The following is a 25,283-nucleotide window of genomic DNA, read 5'->3' as shown; positions in this document are numbered from 1 at the left end:
ACAGCGAGGAAACATGCCGATCAAGTACGATGAGGTGATGGCGCTCAGGAATGTCGGCCAGAAGTATTCATGGACTGACCGTGAAGTGATGCTCTACGCCTACGGCATCGGCATGGGCGCCGATCCAATGGACCAGAAGGAGCTGTCGTTCGTCAACGAAGGCTACTTCACGCCGCGCGAGCTGAAGGTGGTCCCGACTTACGCGTCGGTTGCTGCGTGGGGCGCAAGTGCCGGCCCCATCGACGTCAACCGCGTTATGGTGGTGGATGGCGAGCGTGACATCACCTTTCACAAGCCATTGCCTGTCGCCGCCAGTATCACGGCGGACTCCAGCATCCTTGGCGTGTTCGACAAGGGCAAGGACAAGGGCGCGGTGATTCTGCGCAAGACCGTGCTCAAGAATGACAAGGGCGAGGATCTCGCCACGCTGATCGCATCGCAGTTCGCGCGCGGCGACGGCGGCTTCGGCGGCCCGTCCGAGGGACAGCCTGAGCCCCATGCCATTCCGAAACGCGCGCCGGACATGACGGTCGACATCTCGACCCGGCCGGATCAGGCGCTGATCTACCGGCTGTGCGGCGACCGTAATCCGCTGCACAGCGATCCGGAATTCGCCAAGCGCGCTGGCTTCGACCGGCCCATCCTGCACGGCATGTGCACCTATGGCCTGAGCTGCCGCGCAGTGCTTCAGACCTACGCGGATTACGATCCGTCCGCCTTCAGGCAGCACGTGACGCGCTTCTCGTCGCCGGTGTTTCCGGGGGAGACCGTGTCGTTCGATCTGTGGAAAGACGGCAACGTCATTTCGCTTGAAGGCCGCGTCAAGAGCCGGAACGTCACGGTTATCAGGAACGGGAAGACCGTTCTCGCCTGAAACAAGAGAATCCGGGAGGACTCGATGGGTTTGCTCGACGGCAAGGTTGCGATCATTACCGGCGCGGGTGGTGGTCTCGGCGAAGCCTACGCCAAACTGTTTGCCCGCGAGGGCGCATCGGTGGTCGTCAACGATCTTGGTGGGCCACGCGACGGCAGTGGCGCCGACAAGTCGATGGCCCAGAAGGTCGTCGATGGCATCAAGGCCGAAGGCGGGAAAGCCATCGCGAATGGTTCGGATATTTCGACGATGGCCGGTGGTCAGTCGGTGTTCGACGATGCGATCAGGCATTTCGGCCGCGCGGACATTCTGGTGAACAATGCCGGAATTCTGCGCGACGGCACCTTCGCCAAAATGACGGAGGACAACTGGGACAAGGTGATGACGGTGCACCTGAAGGGCACCTTCTGCGTCACCCTGCCGGTCTTCAAATGGATGAAGGACAACGGCGGCGGCGTCATCGTCAATACGTCATCGACGTCCGGGCTGTTCGGGAATTTCGGCCAGAGCAATTATGGTGCGGCCAAGGGCGGTATCTTCGGCCTGTCCAATGTGCTGACGGATGAGGGACGCAAGTACAATATCCGCGTCTGGACGCTGGCTCCGGGCGCTTTGACCCGCATGACGGCGGATCTGCAGCGCTACATCGACAATCCGGGGGCCGCCATGGGGCCTGACGAGATTGCGCCGGCGGTGCTTTACATGGTGAGTTCCCTGTCCGGCGAGCAGACCGGAAAGGTACTGGGCGTTTCCGGTCCGCGAGGCATCCGGGAGATAAAACTCCTGGAGCGGGAGGGGTGGAAGCCCGGCGGCCCGTGGAAACCGCAGGACATTGCGGCCCATGCAAGCGAGATTTTTTTCGACGAAGGCGTTAGAATTGTGCCGCGCAGCTACTGACACAAAAACAAGAAAGCAGTCCTCCTCTCATGAAACTAACTCACGAAGCGAGCGGTACGTTCGCCATCGCACCAACCCCGTTCTTCGATGACGGCCGCATCGACTACGACTCGATCGACCGCCTGACCGATTTCTACGCGGAGGTCGGCTGCAATGGCGTCACCGTGCTCGGCATTCTCGGTGAGGCGCCGAAGCTCGAAGGCAACGAATCCATCGACGTCGCGACGCGCTTCATCAAGCGGGCCAAGGACAAGCAGATTATCGTGGGTGTCTCCGCGCCGGGCTTTGCGCAGATGCGCACACTGGCGCGCGCATCGATGGACGCCGGCGCCGCCGCTGTGATGATCGCTCCGCCGACGCACCTGCGCACCGACGAGCAGATCACCGGTTATTTCCGGCAGGCGAGCGAAGCTATCGGCAGCGACGTGCCGTGGGTATTGCAGGATTATCCGCTGACGCTGACCGTCGTCATGACTCCGTCGGTGATCCGCAAGATCGTCATGGACAACCCGTCGTGCGTGATGCTCAAGCACGAAGACTGGCCGGGGCTGGAAAAGATTTCAGCTCTGCGCGGCTTCCAGAAGGACGGCTCGCTGCGGCCGCTGTCGATTCTGGTGGGCAACGGCGGGCTGTTCCTCGACTTCGAGATGGAGCGGGGTGTCGATGGCGCCATGACCGGCTACGCATTCCCTGATCTGCTGGTGGATGTCGTCAACCTGTCAAAGGCAGGCAAGCGCGACGCCGCGCACGATCTATTCGATGCGCATCTGCCGCTGATCCGTTACGAGCAGCAGCCGGGCGTCGGCCTCGCTGTGCGCAAATATGTTTTGAAGAAGCGCGGCAAGATCGCGTCTGACGCGCAACGCAAGCCGGGATCGAGCATGAGCGTGCTGGCCCGCAGCGAGGTGGACTATCTCCTGTCGCGCGTCGGGCGCATCGATAAACGGGCGAACATCTCATGAGCAGCGGCGGCAAGAGCGCTCCTGACCCGTCGAAGGCCTTACGCACGGCGTCCACGGTGCTGCTGTTGCGGGAAGCCGCCGGTGGCATGGAAATCTTCATGGTGCAGCGGAATCGCCAGATCGAGTTCAGTTCCGGCGCCTTGGTGTTTCCCGGCGGCAGCATGGACCCGAATGACCATGAGATCGCGACCGATCCGGCGCTCGTCGCCGATCGTGGCGGTCTCGATATCGATACTGCGGCCATTCGCATTGGCGGCATCCGAGAGACGTTCGAGGAAAGCGGAATCCTTCTGGCGCGGCCGCGAGGCTCATCCTCGCTGGTGTCTGCGGAGAAGGCCGACGCCCTGGGTTCGCAGCGCGAGGCGCTCGACGCGGGCGAGGTGAGTTTCGCGGACGTTCTGCGCGAACATAACCTTACTCCTGCGATCGATCTGCTTGCGCTCTTCGCGCACTGGATCACGCCGGTGAATCTGCCGAAGCGTTTCGACACGCATTTTCTGTTGGCGCTGGCTCCGGCAGATCAGATCGGCAGGCACGACGGCAGGGAGTCCGTGGATTCCGTATGGCTGTCGCCGAAGGCTGCGCTCGAGGCCGCAGAGTCGGGACGTTACAATCTGCCGTTTCCGACGATCCGCAACCTGATCAAGCTCGACAAGCTCGGAACTGCGCAGGCCGCAATGGACTTCGCGCGGGCGACGCCGGTGGTAACCGTTGTTCCTGAGATGAGCAGGAACGAGAACGGAACCACGCGCCTGCGCATTCCGATCGAGGCAGGCTACGACGGCGACGTTTTTGACGTTGCACGCCCCTGAGACGCTAATTCAGAGCCATTGAATCCATCGGCTGCCGTCACCATTCTCATGAGACGCGAAGCGCGCCCATGACGGTATCCGATGAGATTTTGGAAGATGGTTCTGACGGCTTTTCTGGTCCTTTTATTCGCCCCCATCGGCGTTTCTGCGGCATCGTATTTTTTGAGCGACCGGGCGTCGGCGAACTGGTACGCGGCCGATCGCTCCAGCGCGGGCGTTCTGCCGCAGGTATCGGATCATCCGGATGCGCTGGTTCGCATCTATGCCGCGCGTACGGTGCGCTGGCGCGGCATCGTCGCTGTTCATTCATGGATCGTGTTCAAGGAGAAGGGCGCGTCGCGCTATAGCCGCTACGATTATACGGCGTGGGGAGAACCGATCCGCGTCAACGGCTTCGTGGCGGACGGGCGCTGGTTCGGGCAGATTCCTGATGAGGTCTTCCGCGCAGACGGTGAGCACGCAGCACAGCTGATTCCGAAAATCCGGGCGGCCATTGACCGCTACAAGTATCGTAACCTCGGCGACTATCGTGCTTGGCCCGGCCCGAACTCGAATACGTTCGTTGCAGCGATCATCGATGCGGTGCCGGAGATGCATGCTGTGCTGCCGCCTACGGCGATCGGCAAGGATTATCCCTACGATGGCGAATGGTTTGGCCGGACGCCTTCGGGGACCGGCTTGCGGGCCACGTTGGGCGGCTATCTCGGTTTGACTGTCGGCTGGCTGGAAGGCGTCGAGTTGAATGTGCTGGGCGCGGTTCTTGGTGTCGACATTCGCCGCCCTGCAATCAAGATTCCGGGCATTGGACGCATTGGCATGAGTGCCGCAGCGGCGTAGTCAGTCAGAACGATGGCTGACCGAGATTGCCGATGACTTTCCCTCCACGACGAGTCGTGTGCCTCACCGAAGAGACGGTTGAGACGCTGTACCTGCTTGGCGAGCAGGATCGTATTGTCGGCGTATCGGGATACGCGGTTCGGCCGCCGCAGGTACGGCGCGAGAAGCCGCGAGTCTCGGCGTTCATATCAGCCGACGTTCCCAAGATACTTGCGCTCGATCCCGATCTGGTTCTGGCATTCTCGGATTTGCAGGCCGATATCGTCGCCGATCTGGTGCGGGCAGGGGTTGCGGTCCACGTCTTCAACCAGCGCGATATCGCCGGCATTCTGGCAATGATCCGCACGCTCGGCGGATTGATCGGCGAAGCAGAAAAGGCGAATGCGCTCGCGGCATGGTTCGGGCAGCGGCTCGCGGATGTTGCTGCGATCGGGCGCGCCAGAGCGGTGCATCCCAAAGTCTATTTCGAGGAATGGGATGACCCGTTGATCAGCGGGATCGGCTGGGTGTCGGAATTGATTTCGATCGCAGGCGGAGAGGACGTGTTTCCGCAGCTTGCAAAGGCAAAGGCTGCAAAGGACCGCATCATTGCGCCCGAAGCCGTTGTCGCTGCCAATCCCGACGTGATCCTGGCGTCATGGTGCGGCAAGAAAGTCGTCCCGGACAAAATCCGGCAGCGCCCGGGCTGGGACGCGATCGCGGCCGTGCGCGACAACCGTATCGTGGAGATCAAATCGCCGTTGATCCTGCAACCGGGACCTGCGGCGCTGACAGACGGTCTCGATGCGATTATGGCGGCGTTGCAGCCGAACACATGAGATGCGTCGACTCAAGGGCTGTTCAATCAGGTCTGACCGTATTAATAACGGTCTTGAATAAGAAGAACTGATCGATGGTGTCCCTTAAACAGCTCAAGTACTTCGACGCAGTGGCCAGATCCGGCCATTTCGGCAAGGCCGCCGAGCACTGCGCTGTGACGCAGCCTGCGCTCTCAATGCAGGTACAGGAACTGGAGAGAACCCTCGGAATTCAGCTCCTGGAGCGCGGTCGCAACGGTGTGATGCTGACCGAGGGCGGCAAAGAAATCGCACAACGTGCGGCGCGCGTCCTTGCCGATGTTCGTGACATTGTCGATGTCGCGCGGCGGCAGGGCAACGTCCTGTCCGGCCCTCTGGGTCTCGGCGTCATCCCTTCGGTGGCCCCGTATATCCTTCCGCAATTGCTGCCGATGATCCGGGACACGTTTCCCGATCTCGACCTTCACATCCGCGAAACCCAGACCCAAACCCTCGTTAACGAGCTTGCCGATGGTCAACTAGACCTGCTCTTGCTCGCGCTGCCGGTCGAACACCCCGACATCGAGACGGTTCGGTTGTTTGACGATCGCTTCCTGCTGGCGATGGCGACGTCGCACCGCATGTCGAACCGGGTCAAGGCGACGCCTGATCTGCTGGAAGACGACCGGCTGCTACTGCTGGAAGAGGGGCATTGCATGCGGGATCAGGCGCTGGCTTTTTGTAACCTGCGGCGGATCGAGAACATCAACACCTTCGGCGCGTCGAGCCTGTCCACACTGGTCCAGATGGTGGCGCACGGTCTCGGCATGACGCTGTTGCCGGAACTGGCGGTGCCGCTCGAAAGCCGGCGGGGCGACATTCACCTGATGCGGTTCGCCGATCCCGAGCCGCAGCGCGTGATCGGGCTTGCGTGGCGCCGAAGCTCGCCGCGGAAACGCCATTTCGCCGAGCTTGGGCAGATGATTTCAGCGGCGGCGGCCAGGTAAGGGCACCGCGGCTGCGGCGCGCTCCAGAAAAACGTTTATGCAACCGCCTTGTCAGTAGGTTGCTGCGTCCAGTCGATCAGCGGAACGCCGTAGGCTCTGCTCCAGACGGTCAGGAAGCGGGGAAACCAGGAGTGCGCGATGGCGCCGCGGTAGGCCCATGTGCGGTACTGAAGGCCGTTTTCGGACAATAGCTCCTGGTATCCGCCATGCGTCTCCGTGGCGTGATGGATATGACGCAGGATTTCGCGGGCGTAGGGCCGGTATCGCTCGACCCCGGAGAATTCATCGTATTCGAGCATGCGGTCGGCGAACTCGACGTTGAAGGTCGGCCATGCGGACCGACCTTGATAGGACGGCGTAGCGATCCGGTGGATGAGTTTCTTGCGCGGATTATCCGCCGACACGAAGAAGTGGAAGGTATCCGGAATCCGGAAGCGCGGCTCGGCGAGGATAAGGTCGGCGGTCGCGCTGAACAGTGCGCGCTCTGCGTCGTTGCTGAAATCCCAGAAACCGTGCTGCACGTTGACGAAATCAAGCGCGATGGAAAACGCAGGCGAGTCCGCGTTGCAGTCGAGGCTATGCTTGATGTAGCCGTCGCGGCCGAACAACTGAAGCAGTTCTCCTTTGTACTGCGAGAGGCTGCGTCCCAGAATTTCCTCCAGTTCGTTCTGGTGCACGATCCCGAGCCGGATGCTCTGCTGGAACGTCGCATAGACGCTGGCGTTGGTGACGAAACGCAGCCGCTCCGCGCGAGTATCCGTCGCCGCCGAACGTGGCGCGCGGACATCGCAAAGCAGGGTACGGATTCCATAGCCGTCATAAGGTTCGAGACTTCCTGCGAGATCGAGCAATGATCTCTTCAGGTCTTCGCGATATTCGGCCAGCAACGCGCGGCCGGTTTGTGCGGCGGTTGCCATGTCGGCATAGGGCGAGGGTCGAAAGTCAGCGCGAATGATCTGCTCGAGACCACCCTGAATGCCGAGAAGCGTATCCGATGGCAGCGCGAAATAGTTGGCGCCGATATAGCGGTTGCGCTTCACGGGAATGAGCGTCGTCGTGATGATGCCGGAGCGCACTGCGCCCAGCATCAGGCGGACGCTTTTTTCCAGCAGACGAACCCGGCGGGTCGCGTCCTCGGAATCGATGATGGTCTGCGGATCGAGAACGTCGGGATAGAACCAGGCGAAATCCCGCGGATAGTAGGCCGACGCGTGCGGTGCGCCGGTGACAAGAAACGCTTCCTGCGCGGAAAAGGCGCTGTTCATCGAGTTGCGGTAAAGCTCGTCAATCTTCGCCGATGCATAATAGGCGCGCCGCAGGAACCGGTCGGAGAGGAAGTTGGTGGCCTGAAGGCAATTGGCGACAAAGGTCGCGGCGAGGCCCTGATAGAACCTGTGCTCGGAATTTGAAGACAGAAGCCCTTCGTTGCCGCTCACAATGTCCTCCCTGGCAATTGCAAGTCTTGAATAGCCTGGCGGCGCGATTCGATTGAAGCGCCATATGGGCGCAGGCCACCGTGCAAAAGCTCGGCAAGCCATGCCGAAAGATGCCACTGTTGGCAATTCAAAATACTGAAATCTGACTGTCATAATTGGCATCTTGCCTGTGCCCGGCTGGGCTCAGACCACGTGCTTCCCGGCTGTATGATGCCGAATTTTGGACGGGAATGGCGCGCTCCGAGAGATTCGAACTCCCGACCCTCGGAATCGAAATCCGATGCTCTATCCAGCTGAGCTAGGAGCGCTGACGGCTGCACCATAGCCAATGACGGCTCGAAATCCAGCCCGAAATCGCTCCAAAACTCCTGTTTTAGCCGCAGGCAGTTGCAAGGTGTTTGCGGTCAAAACACAACGGAAAATACTGGAACGGGCTCGTCGAAACCCTTCAGCGTTCGTGGATCCAGCTCGACAAGAGGCACGCTCGACGCCACAGCGGAAGCTGCAATGCGATCGATCAGGATCTCGGAGTTATTCGCGCTCGAACACAAGCGCGAGGCAAGGTTCACGACGTTGCCGATTGCGCTGTAGTGGAGACGGCCGCCGGAGCCGATCTTTCCGACCGTAGCCGGTCCCTTCGCGAGTCCGACGCCAAAGCCCAGCCGGTGATCGAGTGCGTGCCAGCTGGTCAGAAGCCGCTGAACGGTTCTCTGCATGTCGATTGCTGTATAGACGCCGCGCAATGCCGGATCAGGGCAGGCAACCGGCGCGTTGACCAGCACCATTGCTCCGTCGCCGGAGAAACTGATCAGAGTTGCCTCATGGGAGCTGACGACGCTTTCAAGCGAGTCATAGTATTCGCGCAGCACGCCGAGGATAGTTTCGGGCTCCGTGCGCGCAGAGAAGGCGGTGAAGCCTCGCATATCGCAGAATATTGCGACCACATCGACGCGCCGCCCATCGAGAACGCGATCGTCACCGGTACGGTCAATCAGTTCGGCGACTTGTGGAGCAAGAAAGCGCTTGAGCCGGCTTATGCGTTCGGAACGTTCCTGTGAGATCGCCAGCTCACCCGCCATCTCGTTGAACCGGGTCGCGAGCCGCTCGAACTCGTCACTCGTTGCAAGGTTGATGCGGTGTTGAAAATTTCCCGCACCAATTTGGGCGACCCCGTCCTCCAGCACGCGTATCGGTCCGACCATGCGCTGGGTCAGCCAGTAGGCGAGGATGGCGGCAAGGGCCGCTCCGGCAATTAATAACGCTGCCGTGCGCCAGAGCGCAGCGTAGATCGGCCTGAATGCCTCGGCGACAGGTTGTTTGACGATGACACTCCAGTCGATGCCAGGAATCTGAACCATCGCGCCCAATACCGTCTTGCCTGCGATGTCCTGCCCGGTGGCTGCCTGACTGGGGCGAGACAGAATGGCTGTCCGCAGGTCCCGGAGTGGTTGCTGCGCGGGTTCATCGGCGCGCAACACGAGGCTGATGTCGGGGTGCGCGACGACGCGGCCCGGCTTATCAAGCACGAAGGCTTCTCCGGTGCGTCCTACCCGAATTCCCGAGACAACCTCCCAAATGAATTTGAGATTGACCTCCGCGATGGCGACCCCGTCTGCCGAGCGGTTGCCCGCGACGGCGATCGTCATAAACGGCTCCGAGCCGCGATAGAATGTGACCGGGCCAAACCAGATCCGATCCGATCGGGCTGCCATCACCGCCGGTTTTGTTGAGAGATCCGCTCCGCTCTCAATCCTGTTCAAGCCGATGCGCGACACGAATAGCCGTTCCTTCCCGGCAGGGTCGACCAGACTGAGGCTCTCAATGGCCGGAACCTGACGTAGCAGGCGCAGAGCGTCGAGCCTTCGCCTGTCGCCGCTGTCGTCCGACCACGGCAGTTGGACAACCCAGCCGAGCTGATCCCGGATACTTTCGATGAAGTCCTGAATGTTGACGGCAGCAAACCGGGCTTCTGCGTTCAGAAGGTCGTTTAACCTTGCGCGCTGGTCGTGATAGCCGAACCAGGCTTCGCTTGCGCCTGCGATCAAAAGCGGCACGACGGTCGCCGCAAACAGCGCACGAAAGTATTTCCTGAACAGTGAGGTGCGCGGGGCGGTGCGTGGATCGGACATCGTCCTATCTCGAGAGACGGCCGGGCGGCCAGGTCATTCGATCACCTCGTCGGCGCTACTCAGAAGCGAGGACGGGAAGGATATGCCGAGGGCTTTGGCGGCCATCAGGTTGATGAACAACTCGACTTTGGTCACCCGTTGCACCGGCAAATCGGAAGGCTTCTCGCCCCTGAGGATACGGCCGGCATACATGCCGGTGTGACGGTGCGACTGACTGAAGTCACCGCCGTAACTCATCAGGCCGCCAGCGAGCGGGAAGTCGCGGGATTGGGTCATCGCAGGCACGGAATGACGGGCTGCCAATAGGGCCAGCAGCTCACTACGGTAAGCGAAATAGGGATCGGAGCTGAAGACAAGTCCGCCTGCGCGCGCTTCTCGCACAGCTGCAAACATTCCGTCGAACTCCTGCTCGGCGCTGGTTTTCATAACAATAAGCTCCAACCCGAGGCTTTCCGCCGCGGTACGGAGGTTCTTCAACTGCATATCCGAGGTCGGACTTGTGGGGTTGATGGCCACACCGAATACATTGGTGCTTGGGCGGACCTCATGCATGAACTCCAGGCGTTTACGCGACACCTCCACGCTCTGGCTGGACACACCGGTAAGATTCCCTCCCGGCCGGGACATACTGCCCACCACGCCGAGTGCAATTGGGTCGCCGCCCATCTCAAAGACAATCGGGATGGTGGTCGTCGCGGATTTCGCTGCAAGCGCAACCTCAGCGCCACCTGCCGCGACGATGAGGTTCACCTTTCGAGTGGCCAGGTCCGCTGCGAGTGCCGGCAACCGGCTGTACTGACCTTCCGCCCAGCGAAACTCAATTGTGACATTGCGGCCCTCCGCGTAGCCGATTTCCGCCAGCCCTTTGCGGAAGGCGGTGAGGCGGCTGCCGTAGCGTTGCGGCGTTTCCGAACCAAGATATCCGATGACGGGCATCGTCTGTGCAGAGGCGGGGACTGTCCAAGCAATCGTGCTCCCCACCAGCGCAATAAAATCGCGCCGCCGTATTCGATCTGCAGTTTCGGGCATCAAGCGCATGGCCCGTCCCAAATAACGCCACCAACCATCTACTTCAGCATAGCTGCGAGGTGTGGGTTACGGAACCGGATATCCGGTCCCACAAACACGATTATGAGGATTAAACCGGGCGGGTAAGCTGCCGCGCTGCCTACAATTTGACGGCTGCCTCGAACGGATTTTCCCGGCCGAGAGTTTCGACGCAAATCACGAAGCGCCGCATCTCAACCGGTGCATACTTCAACGTGCGTGCGCTGCAAGAAAACAGACGCACCTTCGTTGCGATGCGCAACATGGTTTCGTTGACGCTTCCTCTTTTGCGTCTAACATTCGTTCAGGCCCGTGAGAGGCCATCGGAGGAATGCATGATCCGTCTTGCCAGCCCTACTGCTCGCCGAGAATTTTCAAGGACTGCCGAAACCCAGCGCTCGCCGCTGGGTTTTTTGATGATTGCATCCACAATCGCAACGCTTGCCGTCGTTTCAGCAGCCTCTGCACAATCACCGCCGAAGGGATCGCCTGAGCACATCAAGGCAGTGACGTCGGCTGTCGATCAGAACTCCATCAAGGCCAACGCAGCAACATCCAACGACTGGCCGACCATTGGCCTCGACTATGGCGAGACACGTTTCAGCAAGTTGAATCAAATCAATACCGACAACGTGAAGAACCTGGGTCTTATGTGGACCTACAACCTCGAATCGTCGCGCGGCGTTGAGGCAACGCCTCTGGTTGTCGATGGCATTATGTATGTCACCGCCTCATGGAGCGTGGTGCATGCGATCGACGTGCGCACCGGCAAGAGGATCTGGAGTTTCGATCCCGAGGTTTCACGCTCCATCGGCTACAAGGGCTGCTGCGACGTCGTCAATCGCGGTGTCGCGCTTCACAAGGGCAAGGTCTTTGTCGGCGCCTATGACGGACGGCTCATCGCACTTGACGCGGTCACCGGCAAGAAGGTGTGGGAGAAGGACACGCTGATCGACAAGGAGCACTCGTACACGATTACGGGCGCGCCGCGTGTCGTGAACGGGAAGGTAGTGATCGGTAACGGCGGCGCTGAGTATGGCGCGCGCGGTTACGTGACGGCTTACGATGCGGAAACCGGCAATCAGGCCTGGCGCTGGTTCGTCGTTCCCGGCGATCCATCGAAGCCATACGAAGATGAATCGATGGAAGCGGCCGCCAAGACCTGGGATCCGGCTGGCAAATACTGGGTCAACGGCGGCGGCGGAACGGCGTGGGACACCATCACCTTCGATCCCGATCTCAATCTCGTCTACATCGGGACCGGCAACGGCTCGCCGTGGAATCGTCATCTCCGCAGTCCCGCCGGCGGCGACAACCTCTATCTCGCGTCGATTGTCGCGCTGAATGCCGACACCGGAAAATACGTCTGGCATTATCAGGAAACGCCGGGCGATCACTGGGACTATACCTCGACCCAGCCGATGATCCTGGCTGACATCAATATCGACGGCGCTCCGCGGAAGGTGATCCTTCACGCGCCGAAGAACGGCTTCTTCTTCGTGATCGATCGCACCAACGGCAAGTTCATCTCGGCGAAGAATTTCGTCGATGTGAATTGGGCGACCGGATACGACGCCAATGGACGTCCGATTGAAGTTGCCGCTGCTCGCGATCCGGAAAAAGGCATGGACGCCATTCCGGGTCCTTACGGCGCCCACAATTGGCACCCGATGTCGTTCAATCCGATGACCGGCCTCGTGTATCTGCCCGCTCAGGGTGTGCCGCTCAATCTCACTCCGCAGAAGGGCTGGAAGCACAATGCCAACCAGCCCGGCGAGTTCGGCGGCAACACCGGCTGGAACACCGGCTTCGTCCTTAACGCGACGCCGCCCCAGAACCTGCCGTTCGGCCGGCTCATCGCGTGGGATCCGGTCAAGCAGAAGGAAGCCTGGAAACAGGAATATGTCGCGCCGTGGAATGGCGGCACGCTGACCACCGCCGGCAACCTTGTGTTCCAGGGAACGGCTGACGGCCGCTTCATCGCCTACAATGCGACGACCGGCGACAAGCTTTGGGAGTCGCCGACGGGCACCGGCGTTGTGGCTGCCGCTTCGACCTACATGCTCGACGGCAAGCAGTACGTATCGATCGCGGTCGGGTGGGGCGGCGTGTTCGGGATCGCGGCGAGGGCCACCGAGGCGGACAATCCCGGCACGGTTTACACGTTCGCGATCGACGGCAAGGCGCCGCTGCCGCCCATCACGAAATACCAGATGGAGAACCTCGTCGAAGGCGTAAAATACGATCCCGCAGATGTCGGACCAGGAACGCTGCTGTATGTCAGCAGTTGCGTCACCTGTCACGGCGTGCCGGGTGTCGACAAGGGCGGCAACGTCAGGAACCTCGGTTATGTCGGCGCCGAAACCATTGCGAACCTGAAGAACTTCGTCTTCAAGGGGCCGCACGTCGACAAAGGCATGCCGGACTTCACCGGCAAGCTGAGCGATGACGACGTGGTCAAGATCATCGCCTTCATTCAGGGCACTGCGGATGCGGTGCGTCCTCCGAAGAAGTGAGTCGCTGGACGGTATTATGAGCGGGGAGCGGGCGGCTGACTTGCCGTCGGCTCCCTTTGCTTTTGCGGAATGGTTTGCGCCGTTCGATTTCTAATTTTTCTTATATTTCAATTGGTTGTTCCGTTTGTTTCAAGTTCCTTGATGTCCGCTCCGTCATGCTTAACGGTTTTTCAAACACAGTCCCGCCAGAGTCTTCGTGTTGATGGAGCTCATTAGGGCCGTCACCATTTGTTTCCGACTTCATCGTGCTCGGGCTTGCATGCGGATTGCCGTTTTTGTGTCTGTCGTTCTATCGCTGCTGGCCACGATGCCGGCGCGTGCGGACCTGCGCATCACGCGCGACCATGGCGGCTATGTCGAAGAGTACAAGGCAAAGTATCAGCGCATCCGCGCTCGTGGCGAGCGCGTGATCATCGATGGCATCTGCAATTCGGCCTGCACGATGGTGTTCGGAATCGTGCCGATAAACAAGATCTGCGTCACGCCGCGCGCCAGCCTTGGTTTTCATCTGGCCTACTACGACAAGGCCTTTACGTTCGGCATGAAGATCAACAGCAGCGAGGGGACTTCCGACTTGATGTCGTACTATCCTCCGACTGTGAAGTCGTGGATCAGCCGCAACGGCGGCCTCACCAACGATATGAAGAAGATCAAGAACGGCACGGATCTCTGGCAGATTGTCGATCCGTGCCCGGAGGAGTTCTTCTAACTCCCAATTGTTTTTCTTTGAAGCATCGGCGTTCTCATCAGAACGTCACGACGCCCCTGATCGACTCTCCGCGCTTCATCAGATCGAACGCCTTGTTGATGTCGTTCAGCGGCATCACATGCGTGATCATCGGATCGATCTGGATTTTCCCCTGCATGTACCAGTCGACGATCTTTGGCACGTCGGTGCGGCCGCGGGCGCCCCCGAAGGCCGTGCCTTTCCACACCCGTCCGGTCACAAGCTGGAACGGACGCGTTGCGATTTCCGCTCCCGAGGGCGCGACGCCGATGACGATCGACTGTCCCCAGCCGCGATGGCACGCCTCGAGCGCCTGGCGCATCACGGTAACGTTGCCTGTGCAGTCGAACGTATAGTCCGCGCCGCCGATCTGGTCTTCTTTCGTCTTGGTCATGTTGACGAGATAGGGCACGAGGTCCTTGCCGACCTCCGTCGGATTGACGAAATGCGTCATGCCGAAGCGCTCGCCCCAAGCCTTCCGGTCATTGTTGAGGTCGACGCCGATAATCATGTCGGCGCCGGCGAGCCGCAGGCCTTGCAGCACGTTCAGCCCGATGCCGCCGAGACCGAACACGATGGCCTTCGCGCCTTGCTCCACCTTGGCGGTGTTGATGACCGCGCCGATGCCGGTGGTGACGCCGCAGCCGATGTAGCAAACCTTGTCGAATGGCGCGTCCTCGCGGATTTTCGCCACGGCGATTTCCGGCAGCACCGTGTAGTTCGCGAAGGTCGACGTGCCCATGTAGTGATGGATCGGTTTGCCGCCCAGCGAGAAGCGGGACGTGCCGTCAGGCATCAGGCCCTGTCCCTGCGTGGCGCGGATCGCGGTGCACAGATTGGTCTTGCGCGAGAGACAGGAGGGGCACTGGCGGCATTCCGGCGTGTACAGCGGAATGACATGATCGCCTTTCTTGACGCTGGTGACGCCGCGCCCGACGTCAACGACAACGCCCGCGCCCTCGTGGCCGAGAATAGCGGGGAAGAGACCTTCCGGGTCGGCGCCTGACAGCGTGAATTCATCGGTATGACATATGCCTGTCGCCTTGACCTCGACCATCACTTCGCCCTCGCGTGGGCCTTCGAGTTGAACGGTCGTGATCTCGAGCGGTTTGCCGGCAGCGGTGGCAACGGCGGCGCGAACATCCATGGCGGATCCTCATGTTTGAAGCGAGTTCGGTCTGCGTTTCCGGGCAGGGCGTCCGGCGCATTTGACGATTGCCCGACACCATAGGATCGGGCAAGCAGTTGCGCAAATGAGCCAATCGTCGCCCCAGCCCACACTCGAATCGATTGCCGCGCGGACCGCGCCTGCGATCTTCGTCCTGCTATGGAGCACCGGATTCGTCGGCACGAAATACGTGCTGGCCGGCGCCGAACCGCTGACCTATCTCACCGTGCGCATGGCCCTCGTGGCATTGCTGATGGGTGTGATCGCTGTGATCTGGCGGGCCAAATGGCCAGATCGCGCGGGCATCATCCACAGTGCGATTGCAGGGCTTCTCGTCCATGGCTTCTATCTTGGCGGGACAGCAGTCGCGATCTTTCATTCCGTGCCTGCGGGGCTGTCCGCGCTCATTCCGGGTCTGCAACCCATCCTGACATCCACACTCGCGAACCGCTGGCTCGGCGAGCGCGTTTCGCCGCTTCAGTGGACCGGACTGCTGATGGGCCTCGCCGGAACGCTGATCGTTCTGCACGGCCGTTCGCTGTCGGGCGAGGCGGGCTGGGGGTGGCTCGGCACCTGTGTCGCGCTTGTCAGCATCACGCTCGGCACGCTCTATCAGAAGCGTTATTGCAGCCGGATCGACTGGCGCGCCGGAAATTTCATTCAGTTTATCGCGGCGGGGTTGTTGTTCGCACTCGGCGCATGGTTGTTCGAAACGCGCGTGATCGTCTGGAACCGCGAGTTCGTGCTCGGTCTCGCGTGGCTGGTTATCGTGCTCTCGATCGGATCAATCGGCCTGCTTTACTGGCTGATCCGTCACTCGGCCGCGACACGGGTGGCTAGTCTCTTCTATCTGGTGCCCGGTGTGACCGCGATTATGGCTTATGTGCTGTTCGACGAGCGGCTTGATCTGATCTCTATCGCGGGCATGGTGATCTGCGCCACGGCCGTGCTGCTGGTGAATCGCCCGGCGAAGGCCGACATCTCTCCCGGCAGCTAGTCGCGCGTCTTTGCATACGCAGCGAGCGCCCGCGCACGTGCTGTCTTGTGATCGACGATTGGCTCCGGATAGGTTTTTCCAAGCGTCACGCCGGCTGCGGCCAACTCCATCGGCGTGGCTTCCCATGGCTGATGGATCAATTTGGCCGGAAGGCGCGCCAGCTCGGGCACCCACTTCGAGACATACGCGCCGTCGGGATCGAACTTCTCGCCCTGCAGGATCGGATTGAAGACGCGGAAATAGGGCGCCGCATCCGCGCCCGAGCCCGCCACCCACTGCCAGCTCGCCGGGTTGCTTCCGGGGTCGGCATCGACCAGCGTATCCCAGAACCACTTTTCGCCGTCGCGCCAGTCGATCAGCAAGTGCTTCACCAGAAACGATGCGACCACCATCCGTACCCGGTTGTGCATGATGCCGGTGTGCCAGAGTTCCCGCATCCCGGCGTCGACGATGGGATAGCCGGTCTGGCCGCGCTGCCAGGCACGTAATGCTTTAGGATCGCTGTGCCAGGGGAATGCATCGAACGACGATTGAAGATTCCGTTCGGCAAGTTGGGGGTGATCGAACAAGAGATGACGCGAGAATTCGCGCCAGCCGAGTTCGCTCAGAAATTTCGCGACACTGCTGGATATTGCGGGTTTTCCGGCCGCAGCGAAACTGGCGGAATGCCAGACCTGACGCGGGCTGATTTCGCCGAAGCGCAGATGCGGCGATAGCCGCGACGTAGCATCGCGATCGGGGCGGTCGCGCAACGATGCGTAGCTTGCGATGTCGTTGTCGAGGAAATCCTTCAGCCGTTTCTGTGCTGCGGCTTCGCCCGGCGTCCATGTCTCGCGCAACCCCGACGCCCAGTCGGGCCGCGTCGGCTCCAGGTTCCAGGAAGCCAGGTCGTCGGTGGCGATCTTCGGGCCGGCTGTCAGCGCCTTTGGCGCGGGCAGGGGTTGGGGTGGGTCGCCGAGGCTCAGGACGCGTTTCCAGAATGGTGTGAACACGCGCAGGCCGCGGCCTTCCTTGTTGCGCAGCTTTTCGGGTCTCACCAGCAGGTCGCTGGGAAAGCTGCGCGATGCGACGCCGATGCGGTCAAGGGCGGTCGTCACCTCGCGCTCAGTGGCCGCCTCACCCGGGATGTCGCTCTCGTTCCAATGGACCGCAGAAGCGCGGATCTCTTGCGCAAGATCTGCGATCACCCGCGCGGGACGGCCCCTGCGGAGGGTCAGCGATTGGCCTCGTGCAGTAAGGCTCCCCTGCAAACTCCGGAGCGACTGGGCGAGCCACCAGCGCGATGCGCTGCCGATCGGACGTCCGTGCTGAGGGCTGCCTTCTTCGTCCAGAACGTAAAGGCAGACGAGCGGTGCGCCGCTTTGGGCGGCATCATGCAGGGCTGGATGATCGGAAAGCCGCAGATCGTCCCGAAACCAGACGATCAAGGGGGAAGCTGAAGAACCTGTCATTGCGCTGGCAATCCTGACGTTAGCGGCAGCGCTTGGCCACCTGGCGAACTGTTAATGAGGCGGTAAACATAAACTGTCAAAATTCATCGATTTTTCATCGGAATGCATTTTTGGGGACGACACGATGGCACTCGGCTTGGGGAAGAATTCCCTTGGTTTCCTGAAGTTTAAACTCGGGACCAAGGCCACGATCTGTGCGGCGGTACTGATCGCCGCGACCACCTCGATGGTTGTCGGAGCAGCCTACTGGTCGCTGAGCACGGAGTTCGAGACAAGGGCAAAATCCGACATCGAAACCAGCCTTCGCACGCTGGCTCTGGCCTTCGCCGAAACTTACGGGGATGCCAAGGTCACGATCAAGGACGGCATCGTCAGCCGTGCTGAAATTCCTGCGATGCCGGAGTTCAAGGATCACACGACGGTTGATCGCGCGACGTCCTACGTCGGCGGGAACGCCACACTCTTCGTGTATGACGACGCGACCGGGCAGTTCGTCCGCAAGACCACCAACGTCAAGAAGGAGAACGGCGACCGCGCTGTCGGGACCCAGCTTGCGCCGGATCATCCCGCGCAGGCGGTCCTCCGAAGCGGGCAGGCCTACAAAGGCCCGGCTGTGCTGTTCGGCAAAAGCTTCATGACCGCGTATCAGCCGGTGTTCGATGCTGCGGGAAAGATCATCGGAATTCTCTATGTCGGGATTCCGACGGCCCCGCTCGACGCGATGCTTGTCCATGCCATGCAGATGATGACGATTGCAGCGGTGGTCGGGGCGTTGCTGGTTCTCGGTTTGACGATGCTGATCGTACGCAGCGTGACCCGGCCACTCCGCTCCGTCACGGATACGCTGACATCGCTTGCGGAAGGCAAACCCGACGTGACCATCAATCATGTCGACAGGTATGATGAAATCGGCGCCATCGCCCGGACCATTGGCGTGTTCAAGAACAATTCTCTCGAGCGCCGCCGGCTCGAGGCGGAGCGCAAGACCGCCGAGGCGGAATCAGTGCAGCGGCGCAAGGCGGAATTGCAAAGCTTCGTGGATGAATTCCAGTCCAACGTCGGCGGAATTATCGACAAGGTCCTGCATTCGTCCGGCGAGTTCGAGAGTGCGGCAAGAAATCTGACCGAAACCGCGCGCAGCACGGCGCATCTGTCGAAGGCGTCCGCCGATGCATCGGCGCAGGCGTCGGAGCACGTGCGCAACGCGGCTGCGGCGTCCGAAGAACTGACAAGCTCGATCGCCGAGATCAGCCGCCGGGTTCAGGAATCCAACGGGATCGCTGCTGATGCCGTTCAACAGGCGGTCGCCACCGACGCACGGATGGCCGATCTGTCGATGGCAGGAGATCGGATCGGTGACGTCGTGAAACTGATCACATCGATTGCGGAGCAGACCAACCTTCTGGCGCTCAACGCGACCATCGAGGCAGCGCGGGCAGGCGAGGCTGGACGTGGCTTCGCGGTGGTGGCGCAGGAAGTCAAAAACCTGGCCGGCCAGACGGCGAAGGCGACCGACGAGATTAGCAGCCACATCGTCAACATGCAGTCTGCGACGCGTGAATCTGTCGCCGCGATCAAGGCCATCGGGCAGACCATCGAGCAGATCAACGACATTGCAACATCGATTGCCGCCGCGGTCGAGCAGCAAGGGGCCGCGACGCACGAAATCGCCAAAAGCGTTCAAGCCGCCGCAACCGTCACCACCGAAGTCGCCGCCAATGTCGGGGACGTCGCCCGTGGCGCAAACCGGACCGGCGAGACGTCCGACGAGATCCTCAAGTCGGCGCAGGCGCTGAGCGGCGAGAGTTTGCATCTTCAGGCGGAGGTTGAGCGCTTCCTCGACGGTGTCAGGGCGGCCTAGGGGCGACCAACTAACCGACAAATAGAAAAGGGGACGCAATGCGTCCCCTTTTAATTTTGCGTCCTTGCCGCGATTATTTCGGCTGCGGAACAATCCGGATATAGGGCTTCGGCGACTTCCAGCCGCCCGGATAGATCGTCTTGGCTTCATCGTCGGTGACCGAGCCGGCGATGATAACGTCTTCGCCCTGTTTCCAGTCCGCCGGCGTCGCCACGCGATGCTTGGCAGTGAGTTGCAGAGAGTCGATCACGCGCAGGATCTCGTCGAAGTTGCGCCCGGTGGTCATCGGATAGACCAGCACGAGCTTCACCTTCTTGTCCGGACCGATGACGAACACCGTGCGCACCGTGGCGTTGTCGGCAGCGGTGCGGCTATTGGCATCGCCGGACGTGCTGGCGGGCAGCATGTTGTAGAGCTTGGCGACCGCGAGATCGGTATCGCCGATCATGGGATAGTTCGGCGCAAACCCCTGTGTCTCCTTGATGTCATCGCTCCACTTGGCGTGCCTGTCGACCGGGTCGACGCTCAGCCCGAGCAGTTTGACGCCGCGCTTGTCGAATTCTGGCTTCAGTCCCGCCAGCCGTCCGAGTTCGGTCGTGCAGACCGGCGTGAAATCCTTCGGATGCGAAAAGAGAAGAGCCCAGCTATCGCCGATCCAGTCGTGAAATTTGATGCGTCCTTCGGTGGTATCAGCCTCGAAATCGGGCGCCACCGCGCCAATCTGGATTGTCATGTTTTTGGCCTCACGTACTTGGAGTTGCGAGGAAAATCTCGCTGCGCTGGTATATCGGCAGATGCCCCAAAACGGAACCGCATACCGAAAAGGACAAGGTTTTTCTCGCGAAGGACAGTCCTTTGAAAATCCGTTCTGCCGCGAGCCGGATTAATGAAAATTCATAATTGGCCGGCGCGGGCTCACTTTTTCGCTATGCCCCGAATTTGACTTTGATGCGCCGCAACGCCGCCGGTTCCGGTTGGCATTGCATGAACCATGCGGACGGTCAGTGCGACCAATCCGCAACCATAAGGGAAAGAAGCGCGCTCCGAATCGCTTCATTAACGCTTCGTTTACATCCGCATGAAAATGCTGCGGGACACAAAAAGAGAATAGTAACATGACGTCCGCCTCGATCATCTCCAACGCTCCGCTTTCCGACCTGATCCGGAAAATCGAAACCGGCTCCGTTGCCGACCGCGATGTGTCTGCCTACGCGCTCGCTTTCGTGCGCGACGGTGTCATCACCGGTGAGGGGCCGACGACGACAGGCCGCGTTCACTTCTCGCGAGCGCTGGATGCGGACGACGCAGCCTGGTGCGCGCGTATTCTCAACGCCGCGGCAAACACCAACGAGCCCGTCAGCCGCGCCGAGGCTGAAACCCTTTTCGAGATCAACAAGGCCGCGACCGAGCGCAGCGATGACGGCCGGTTCGACGACCTGTTCACAAAGGCGATCGTGCATCATGCGGCTGCTGCTTCCGGTCTGCCGGTGCCGCCGCGTTCCGTTGCGCTCTCACCCGAGACCTCGATCGAGAGCTGGGCGCCGACCACTGCGGTTGGCGTCAACACCGAAGTGCTTGAGTGGATCGCTGGCCAGATGCGCGGCACCCGCCGCAACAACCGCGCGCTTGCGGCGCTGGTCGCGAGCCTGATCGGCGCGGCGACCATGCCGCTTGCGCATACGCTGCCGAATTTCCTCGACCTTGGAATGTAAGGCGAGCGGCTTCTAACTGACGGACAGGCGCTACTTGGCGCCTGCCGTCTTGGCCAGTTCGGGAAGGCCGACAGTTTTTCCCGGGAATCCCGCCACATCGAAGTAGCGCTGCTCCTGGACGCGCTGGAACTTCAGCACGGTTCGCAGGCCGTTGGCGGCTGGCTTGCCGGTGATGGTGGTGGCGAACGACTTCGGGACGAGGCCGTTCGGCATCGCTTCAGTCATCACACGGCCCATCAGCGTGCCCTTGGGCTTGCGGTTGAGACCGAGAAGATGCGCCGCTGTGATGCCGACGTCGGCATTGCTCACGGGTAGTTCACTGGCAAAGCCGGCTTTGAAGTCAGGACCGATCGCCGCCATGAAATTCATGGTGTCGCCGCGGCTGAAACTGCCGTGCATGCCCTGGCCCTGACGCAGAACGGTGTCCGCGATTTCGACCGAGCACAGCGTCGGTTCGTCGCACCCCGTGGAATAGGAGCGGAAGTTCACGACGATGGCCGGGTGCGGCGTCACGGCCTTGCCTCTCAGGCTGAGGGTCGAGAGCGGCAACGTGCCGGGAAGTTTCCCGAGCTTATCCTCGACGAAAATGCCGCTGACGTAATCCTGCTCAAGCAGCGCCTTCACGGTGCGGTCCGCAAGTTTCTTGTCGCCCTTCGGCAGGTAGATCAGGTCGGAGCCGCCATTGGTCGCAACGACCAGATCCGGCTTGCTCGGGTCCTTGCCGAGCAGTGCGTTGCCTGCTTTCGGATACGCATTGGCGCCAACCTGCTTGTTGCCGTCGTTGGGATCGAACAGCGGCAGGTCCAATGCCTTCGCCAGATCGAGGGCAAGAAAACCGAGTGGCAGAAAACCTTCCGGCGTGTCGGGATAGCTGTTCTTCACCGTCGGACTGGTCTTGCTTTCCTTCGAGATTGTCGAGAAGCCGTGATCCGCCGAGACGATGATGTTGGTGGTGGCGGAGAGGCCGAGGTCGTCGAGAGCTTTCCGCAATTGCGCGAGATTGTTGTCGGCATTCTTGATGGCCGCGAGCGAAGAGGGGCCGTTGATGCCCGGCGTCACGCTGTTGAGGCTGTCTCCCTGGTTGTGCTGGGTGCCATCAGGATCGCGCGACCAGAACACCAGCACGAACGGCTTGTTGCGCGCCTTGAACATCGGCAGCACGACCTTGCTGGCGACGTCGGCGAGATATACCTGCTGCTTGATGTTGGCGACCGTCGTGCCGGGGGTCTTGGCGTCACCGGCCTTGCCGTTGTCGCCGCGGCCGGGCGTCGCGAGAGGGAGGTTGGCGGCGGTCAGGGCCGCCTTCATTTCATCGGAGAGCGGAATGCCGATCAGCTTGCCGTCCTTTTCGACGGCGCCGGTCTGATCGTCGACGGTGATGGTCTTGGTGCCGGTCCGCTCGGTGTGGTCGAACAGGAATGTCGGGCCAACCTTGCCGATGGCGGCCGTGCTGTATCCGGCGTCGCGCGCGGCTTTCAGCAGGGTTTCCTCGTTAAGGTAGTCGCCGTTGAAGTCCTTATCGACCTCACCCAAAATCTGGTCGTGCTCGATGAACGGCACGACCGTGCCCAACTGGCTCGGAACCGACTGCACCGGATGGCCGGTATAGATCGAGTTGCTGAAGGTGCCTGTGTCACCGAGATAGTGCCCGGTCGACATCCCGGACGCGTTGGCCATCGTGAAGGTGGGGAAGAGGGAGTGGGGGTTCTTGAAATTCACGCCCTTATCGCGCACGGCAGCCATCGCGGGCGCCAGTTCGGGGGTGACCTCGAGCGCGCGGAGCCCATCTGGCACGAATAGAATCAGGTTGCGGGGCTGGCTGTTTTGGGCGAAAGCGACAGCCGACGACAACGCCAAAAAACCAAAGGAAATGAAAGAAATGGTGCGGCGCATGGGAGACTCTTTTTCGGATGGGTATGCGGTCAATGCAGGTGTGCTGAGTGGTAACTTGGTGTAGTTACGCCTCGCGACAGAATTGTTACAACCCGCCGTGCATGCAAATTTGCGGTTGAAAGCTCTTCCAGCCGAATTCCGCCCTTAAGGTCCAAATCAGCTCATGTTCAAGAAGATACTGATCGCCAATCGCGGCGAAATCGCCTGCCGGGTCATCAAAACGGCACGCCGTATGGGCATCAAGACGGTCGCCGTCTATTCGGAAGCCGACCGCGACGCACTCCATGTCGAGATGGCGGACGAGGCCGTCTTCATCGGCCCGCCGCAGGCAGCCGAGAGCTACCTCGTCATGGAGAAGATTGTCGAGGCCTGCCGCCAGACCGGAGCAGAGGCGGTGCACCCTGGCTATGGGTTCCTGTCCGAACGTGAGGCTTTCCCGCGGGCGCTGGCGGCAGCGGGGGTCGTTTTTATCGGTCCCAATCCGGGCGCGATCGCCGCGATGGGCGACAAGATTGAATCGAAGAAGGCCGCAGCCAAGGCCAAGGTGTCCACCGTGCCGGGCTATCTCGGTGTGATCGAGGACGCGGCGCATGCCGCCAAGATCGCCGACGAGATCGGTTATCCGGTCATGATCAAGGCGTCGGCCGGCGGCGGCGGCAAGGGCATGCGCATCGCGCATTCGAAATCCGAAGTCGAGGAAGGCTTCAACCTCGCCAAGGCCGAGGCGAAAGCGTCGTTCGGCGACGACCGTGTTTTCGTCGAAAAGTTCATTGTCGATCCACGCCACATCGAAATTCAGGTGCTGGGCGACAAGCATGGCAACGTGATCTATCTCGGCGAGCGCGAGTGCTCGATCCAGCGCCGCAACCAGAAGGTGATCGAAGAGGCGCCGTCGCCGCTGCTCGACGAGGCCACCCGCCGCAAGATGGGCGAGCAGGCCGTCGCGCTGGCCAAGGCCGTGAATTACGATTCCGCCGGCACGGTGGAATTCGTGGCGGGCCAGGACAAGAGCTTCTACTTCCTCGAGATGAACACCCGCCTTCAGGTCGAACACCCGGTGACCGAACTGATCACCGGTGTCGACCTCGTTGAGCAGATGATCCGCAGCGCCGCCGGCGAGAAACTCGCGATGACCCAGAAGGACGTGACGCTAACCGGCTGGGCCGTCGAGTCGCGCGTCTACGCCGAGGATCCATTCCGGAATTTCCTGCCGTCGATCGGACGGCTTGTGAAGTATCGTCCGCCTGCGGAGAGCAAGGTGGACGATATCACCGTGCGCAACGACACCGGCGTGCAGGAAGGCGGCGAGATTTCGATCTACTACGATCCGATGATCGCCAAGCTGGTGACCCATGCGTCATCGCGGGCCGCCGCCATCGAGGCGCAATCGCAGGCGCTGGATTCGTTTTATATCGACGGTATCCGTCACAACATTCCGTTCCTCTCGGCGCTGATGAACCATCCGCGCTGGCGTGAGGGCAATCTGTCGACGGGGTTCATCTCTGAAGAGTTTCCGAAAGGCTTCGGACCGCGCACGCCGGAAGGCGAAACCGCAAACCGGATCGCGGCGGTTGCCGCGGCTGTCGATCACATTCTGGGCGAGCGCAAGCGCCAGATTTCCGGCCAGTTGAACGGCCGCGCGGTGTCGCGTGAACGCCGCCGCGCGGTGTGGCTCGACCGGAACGAAGTGCCACTCGAAGTCGCGCGGGATGGCGAGGGGATTGTCGTGCGTCTTGTCGGCGCCGATGGCGCGCTCGGTCAGCCCGTCACGCTGCTCTCGAACTGGAAGCCCGGCGATCCGGTCTGGCAGGGCAGCATCGCAGGGCATCCGGTCGCCGTGCAGGTGAGGCCGATGCCGAACGGCTTCCGGCTGGCCTATCAGGGCTATGAAGTGCCGGTGCAGGTCTTCACCGAAACGGAGGCCACGGCGGCGCGCCTGATGCCGATCAGTTCGGCCGCAGATGCTGGTAAGAAGGTGCTTTGTCCGATGCCGGGGCTCGTGATCTCGATCGCCGTGACCGAGGGTCAGGACGTCAAGGCGGGCGAAACCCTTGCCGTCATCGAGGCGATGAAGATGCAGAACGTGTTGCGTGCTGAACGCGACGGCGTTGTGAAGAAGATCGCCGCCACACCCGGGGCAACACTCGCCGTCGATGCGCTGATCCTCGAATTTGCGTGAGG

Annotated in this window: 20 protein-coding genes and 1 tRNA gene; 13 read left to right on the top strand and 8 right to left on the bottom strand. The window is 61.1% G+C overall.

What is annotated here, in order from left to right:
• The first annotated feature begins 13 nt into the window (after positions 1-13).
• From HMPREF9695_RS11335 to HMPREF9695_RS11305, 7 genes are all read left to right on the top strand, one after another.
• On the top strand, positions 14-874 hold the full coding sequence (locus HMPREF9695_RS11335; RefSeq protein ID WP_006020999.1) for a MaoC family dehydratase: 861 nt from the start codon (positions 14-16) through the stop codon (positions 872-874).
• Positions 875-898: 24 nt separating this feature from the next.
• The gene (locus HMPREF9695_RS11330) at positions 899-1,771 is read left to right on the top strand and encodes an SDR family oxidoreductase (RefSeq protein ID WP_006020997.1); all 873 of its coding nucleotides are present in this window, start codon (positions 899-901) and stop codon (positions 1,769-1,771) included.
• Between the two features lie 29 nt (positions 1,772-1,800).
• Positions 1,801-2,733: a dihydrodipicolinate synthase family protein gene (locus HMPREF9695_RS11325; RefSeq protein ID WP_006020996.1), complete on the top strand. Its 933-nt coding sequence runs from the start codon at positions 1,801-1,803 to the stop codon at positions 2,731-2,733.
• The gene (locus HMPREF9695_RS11320) at positions 2,730-3,545 is read left to right on the top strand and encodes an NUDIX hydrolase (RefSeq protein WP_006020995.1); all 816 of its coding nucleotides are present in this window, start codon (positions 2,730-2,732) and stop codon (positions 3,543-3,545) included. The genes HMPREF9695_RS11325 and HMPREF9695_RS11320 overlap by 4 nt, the downstream gene beginning before the upstream one ends.
• A 96-nt stretch (positions 3,546-3,641) precedes the next feature.
• Positions 3,642-4,382: a DUF3750 domain-containing protein gene (locus HMPREF9695_RS11315; protein ID WP_006020994.1), complete on the top strand. Its 741-nt coding sequence runs from the start codon at positions 3,642-3,644 to the stop codon at positions 4,380-4,382.
• 32 nt (positions 4,383-4,414) lie between these two features.
• The gene (locus tag HMPREF9695_RS11310) at positions 4,415-5,200 is read left to right on the top strand and encodes a cobalamin-binding protein (protein ID WP_006020993.1); all 786 of its coding nucleotides are present in this window, start codon (positions 4,415-4,417) and stop codon (positions 5,198-5,200) included.
• 74 nt (positions 5,201-5,274) lie between these two features.
• Positions 5,275-6,165 carry a LysR substrate-binding domain-containing protein gene (locus tag HMPREF9695_RS11305; protein WP_006020992.1) on the top strand — a complete coding sequence of 297 codons (891 nt, stop codon included), beginning with the start codon at positions 5,275-5,277 and terminating at the stop codon, positions 6,163-6,165.
• A 35-nt stretch (positions 6,166-6,200) separates the two neighbouring features.
• On the opposite strand, the gene HMPREF9695_RS11300 is transcribed toward HMPREF9695_RS11305, so the two are convergent.
• The 4 genes from HMPREF9695_RS11300 to HMPREF9695_RS11285 all read right to left on the bottom strand — a co-directional run bounded on the left by HMPREF9695_RS11300 (position 6,201) and on the right by HMPREF9695_RS11285 (position 10,768).
• Positions 6,201-7,601 carry a hypothetical protein gene (locus HMPREF9695_RS11300; RefSeq protein WP_006020991.1) on the bottom strand — a complete coding sequence of 467 codons (1,401 nt, stop codon included), beginning with the start codon at positions 7,599-7,601 and terminating at the stop codon, positions 6,201-6,203.
• A 231-nt stretch (positions 7,602-7,832) separates the two neighbouring features.
• Positions 7,833-7,909, bottom strand: a tRNA-Arg gene (locus HMPREF9695_RS11295).
• Positions 7,910-8,005: 96 nt separating this feature from the next.
• On the bottom strand, positions 8,006-9,730 hold the full coding sequence (locus HMPREF9695_RS11290) for a cache domain-containing protein (protein ID WP_006020990.1): 1,725 nt from the start codon (positions 9,728-9,730) through the stop codon (positions 8,006-8,008).
• A gap of 33 nt (positions 9,731-9,763) precedes the next feature.
• Positions 9,764-10,768 carry an ABC transporter substrate-binding protein gene (locus HMPREF9695_RS11285; RefSeq protein WP_006020989.1) on the bottom strand — a complete coding sequence of 335 codons (1,005 nt, stop codon included), beginning with the start codon at positions 10,766-10,768 and terminating at the stop codon, positions 9,764-9,766.
• Between the two features lie 425 nt (positions 10,769-11,193).
• On the opposite strand from HMPREF9695_RS11285, the gene HMPREF9695_RS11280 reads away from it, so the two are divergent.
• The gene (locus HMPREF9695_RS11280; protein WP_245258745.1) at positions 11,194-13,293 is read left to right on the top strand and encodes a PQQ-dependent dehydrogenase, methanol/ethanol family; all 2,100 of its coding nucleotides are present in this window, start codon (positions 11,194-11,196) and stop codon (positions 13,291-13,293) included.
• A gap of 259 nt (positions 13,294-13,552) precedes the next feature.
• Positions 13,553-14,002, top strand: coding sequence for a hypothetical protein (locus tag HMPREF9695_RS11275; RefSeq protein WP_006020987.1), 450 nt, complete (start codon positions 13,553-13,555; stop codon positions 14,000-14,002).
• A 37-nt stretch (positions 14,003-14,039) separates the two neighbouring features.
• Here HMPREF9695_RS11275 and HMPREF9695_RS11270 read toward each other — a convergent pair whose 3' ends face one another.
• Entirely contained in the window at positions 14,040-15,167 is a 1,128-nt protein-coding gene (locus HMPREF9695_RS11270; RefSeq protein ID WP_006020986.1) for an S-(hydroxymethyl)glutathione dehydrogenase/class III alcohol dehydrogenase, read from the bottom strand.
• A 106-nt stretch (positions 15,168-15,273) separates the two neighbouring features.
• Here HMPREF9695_RS11270 and HMPREF9695_RS11265 point away from each other — a divergent pair, with 106 nt between their 5' ends.
• On the top strand, positions 15,274-16,185 hold the full coding sequence (locus HMPREF9695_RS11265) for a DMT family transporter (RefSeq protein WP_006020985.1): 912 nt from the start codon (positions 15,274-15,276) through the stop codon (positions 16,183-16,185).
• Here HMPREF9695_RS11265 and HMPREF9695_RS11260 read toward each other — a convergent pair.
• Positions 16,182-17,636: a cryptochrome/photolyase family protein gene (locus tag HMPREF9695_RS11260; protein WP_006020984.1), complete on the bottom strand. Its 1,455-nt coding sequence runs from the start codon at positions 17,634-17,636 to the stop codon at positions 16,182-16,184. The genes HMPREF9695_RS11265 and HMPREF9695_RS11260 overlap by 4 nt on opposite strands.
• Before the next feature lie 124 nt (positions 17,637-17,760).
• Between HMPREF9695_RS11260 and HMPREF9695_RS11255 the strand changes: the two genes are divergently transcribed.
• Positions 17,761-19,497, top strand: coding sequence for a methyl-accepting chemotaxis protein (locus HMPREF9695_RS11255; RefSeq protein ID WP_006020983.1), 1,737 nt, complete (start codon positions 17,761-17,763; stop codon positions 19,495-19,497).
• A 73-nt stretch (positions 19,498-19,570) separates the two neighbouring features.
• On the opposite strand, the gene HMPREF9695_RS11250 is transcribed toward HMPREF9695_RS11255, so the two are convergent.
• On the bottom strand, positions 19,571-20,230 hold the full coding sequence (locus tag HMPREF9695_RS11250) for a peroxiredoxin (protein WP_006020982.1): 660 nt from the start codon (positions 20,228-20,230) through the stop codon (positions 19,571-19,573).
• A 382-nt stretch (positions 20,231-20,612) separates the two neighbouring features.
• Between HMPREF9695_RS11250 and HMPREF9695_RS11245 the strand changes: the two genes are divergently transcribed.
• Positions 20,613-21,209: a hypothetical protein gene (locus tag HMPREF9695_RS11245; RefSeq protein WP_006020981.1), complete on the top strand. Its 597-nt coding sequence runs from the start codon at positions 20,613-20,615 to the stop codon at positions 21,207-21,209.
• Between the two features lie 30 nt (positions 21,210-21,239).
• Here HMPREF9695_RS11245 and HMPREF9695_RS11240 read toward each other — a convergent pair whose 3' ends face one another.
• Positions 21,240-23,102 carry an alkaline phosphatase family protein gene (locus HMPREF9695_RS11240; protein ID WP_006020980.1) on the bottom strand — a complete coding sequence of 621 codons (1,863 nt, stop codon included), beginning with the start codon at positions 23,100-23,102 and terminating at the stop codon, positions 21,240-21,242.
• Between the two features lie 163 nt (positions 23,103-23,265).
• Here HMPREF9695_RS11240 and HMPREF9695_RS11235 point away from each other — a divergent pair, with 163 nt between their 5' ends.
• Complete coding sequence (locus HMPREF9695_RS11235; RefSeq protein WP_006020979.1) at positions 23,266-25,281, top strand: acetyl-CoA carboxylase biotin carboxylase subunit; 2,016 nt, start codon at positions 23,266-23,268, stop codon at positions 25,279-25,281.
• Positions 25,282-25,283: the final 2 nt, after the last annotated feature.

The sequence above is a fragment of the Afipia broomeae ATCC 49717 genome (genome assembly GCF_000314675.2).
Lineage (GTDB): Bacteria > Pseudomonadota > Alphaproteobacteria > Rhizobiales > Xanthobacteraceae > Afipia > Afipia broomeae.
The sequence above is the reverse complement of the archived record's forward strand: the minus strand, read 5'-3'. Positions and strand labels throughout refer to the sequence as shown.

Bases quoted from the DNA above. Each gene is read 5' to 3' on its own strand.
- HMPREF9695_RS11335 (WP_006020999.1), top strand. From the start codon at position 14: ATGCCGATCAAGTACGATGAGGTGATGGCGCTCAGGAATGTCGGCCAG.
- HMPREF9695_RS11330 (WP_006020997.1), top strand. From the start codon at position 899: ATGGGTTTGCTCGACGGCAAGGTTGCGATCATTACCGGCGCGGGTGGT.
- HMPREF9695_RS11325 (WP_006020996.1), top strand. From the start codon at position 1,801: ATGAAACTAACTCACGAAGCGAGCGGTACGTTCGCCATCGCACCAACC.
- HMPREF9695_RS11320 (WP_006020995.1), top strand. From the start codon at position 2,730: ATGAGCAGCGGCGGCAAGAGCGCTCCTGACCCGTCGAAGGCCTTACGC.
- HMPREF9695_RS11315 (WP_006020994.1), top strand. From the start codon at position 3,642: ATGGTTCTGACGGCTTTTCTGGTCCTTTTATTCGCCCCCATCGGCGTT.
- HMPREF9695_RS11310 (WP_006020993.1), top strand. From the start codon at position 4,415: ATGACTTTCCCTCCACGACGAGTCGTGTGCCTCACCGAAGAGACGGTT.
- HMPREF9695_RS11305 (WP_006020992.1), top strand. From the start codon at position 5,275: ATGGTGTCCCTTAAACAGCTCAAGTACTTCGACGCAGTGGCCAGATCC.
- HMPREF9695_RS11290 (WP_006020990.1), bottom strand. From the start codon at position 9,730: ATGTCCGATCCACGCACCGCCCCGCGCACCTCACTGTTCAGGAAATAC.
- HMPREF9695_RS11285 (WP_006020989.1), bottom strand. From the start codon at position 10,768: ATGCGCTTGATGCCCGAAACTGCAGATCGAATACGGCGGCGCGATTTT.
- HMPREF9695_RS11280 (WP_245258745.1), top strand. From the start codon at position 11,194: ATGATTGCATCCACAATCGCAACGCTTGCCGTCGTTTCAGCAGCCTCT.
- HMPREF9695_RS11275 (WP_006020987.1), top strand. From the start codon at position 13,553: ATGCGGATTGCCGTTTTTGTGTCTGTCGTTCTATCGCTGCTGGCCACG.
- HMPREF9695_RS11270 (WP_006020986.1), bottom strand. From the start codon at position 15,167: ATGGATGTTCGCGCCGCCGTTGCCACCGCTGCCGGCAAACCGCTCGAG.
- HMPREF9695_RS11265 (WP_006020985.1), top strand. From the start codon at position 15,274: ATGAGCCAATCGTCGCCCCAGCCCACACTCGAATCGATTGCCGCGCGG.
- HMPREF9695_RS11260 (WP_006020984.1), bottom strand. From the start codon at position 17,636: ATGACAGGTTCTTCAGCTTCCCCCTTGATCGTCTGGTTTCGGGACGAT.
- HMPREF9695_RS11255 (WP_006020983.1), top strand. From the start codon at position 17,761: ATGGCACTCGGCTTGGGGAAGAATTCCCTTGGTTTCCTGAAGTTTAAA.
- HMPREF9695_RS11250 (WP_006020982.1), bottom strand. From the start codon at position 20,230: ATGACAATCCAGATTGGCGCGGTGGCGCCCGATTTCGAGGCTGATACC.
- HMPREF9695_RS11245 (WP_006020981.1), top strand. From the start codon at position 20,613: ATGACGTCCGCCTCGATCATCTCCAACGCTCCGCTTTCCGACCTGATC.
- HMPREF9695_RS11240 (WP_006020980.1), bottom strand. From the start codon at position 23,102: ATGCGCCGCACCATTTCTTTCATTTCCTTTGGTTTTTTGGCGTTGTCG.
- HMPREF9695_RS11235 (WP_006020979.1), top strand. From the start codon at position 23,266: ATGTTCAAGAAGATACTGATCGCCAATCGCGGCGAAATCGCCTGCCGG.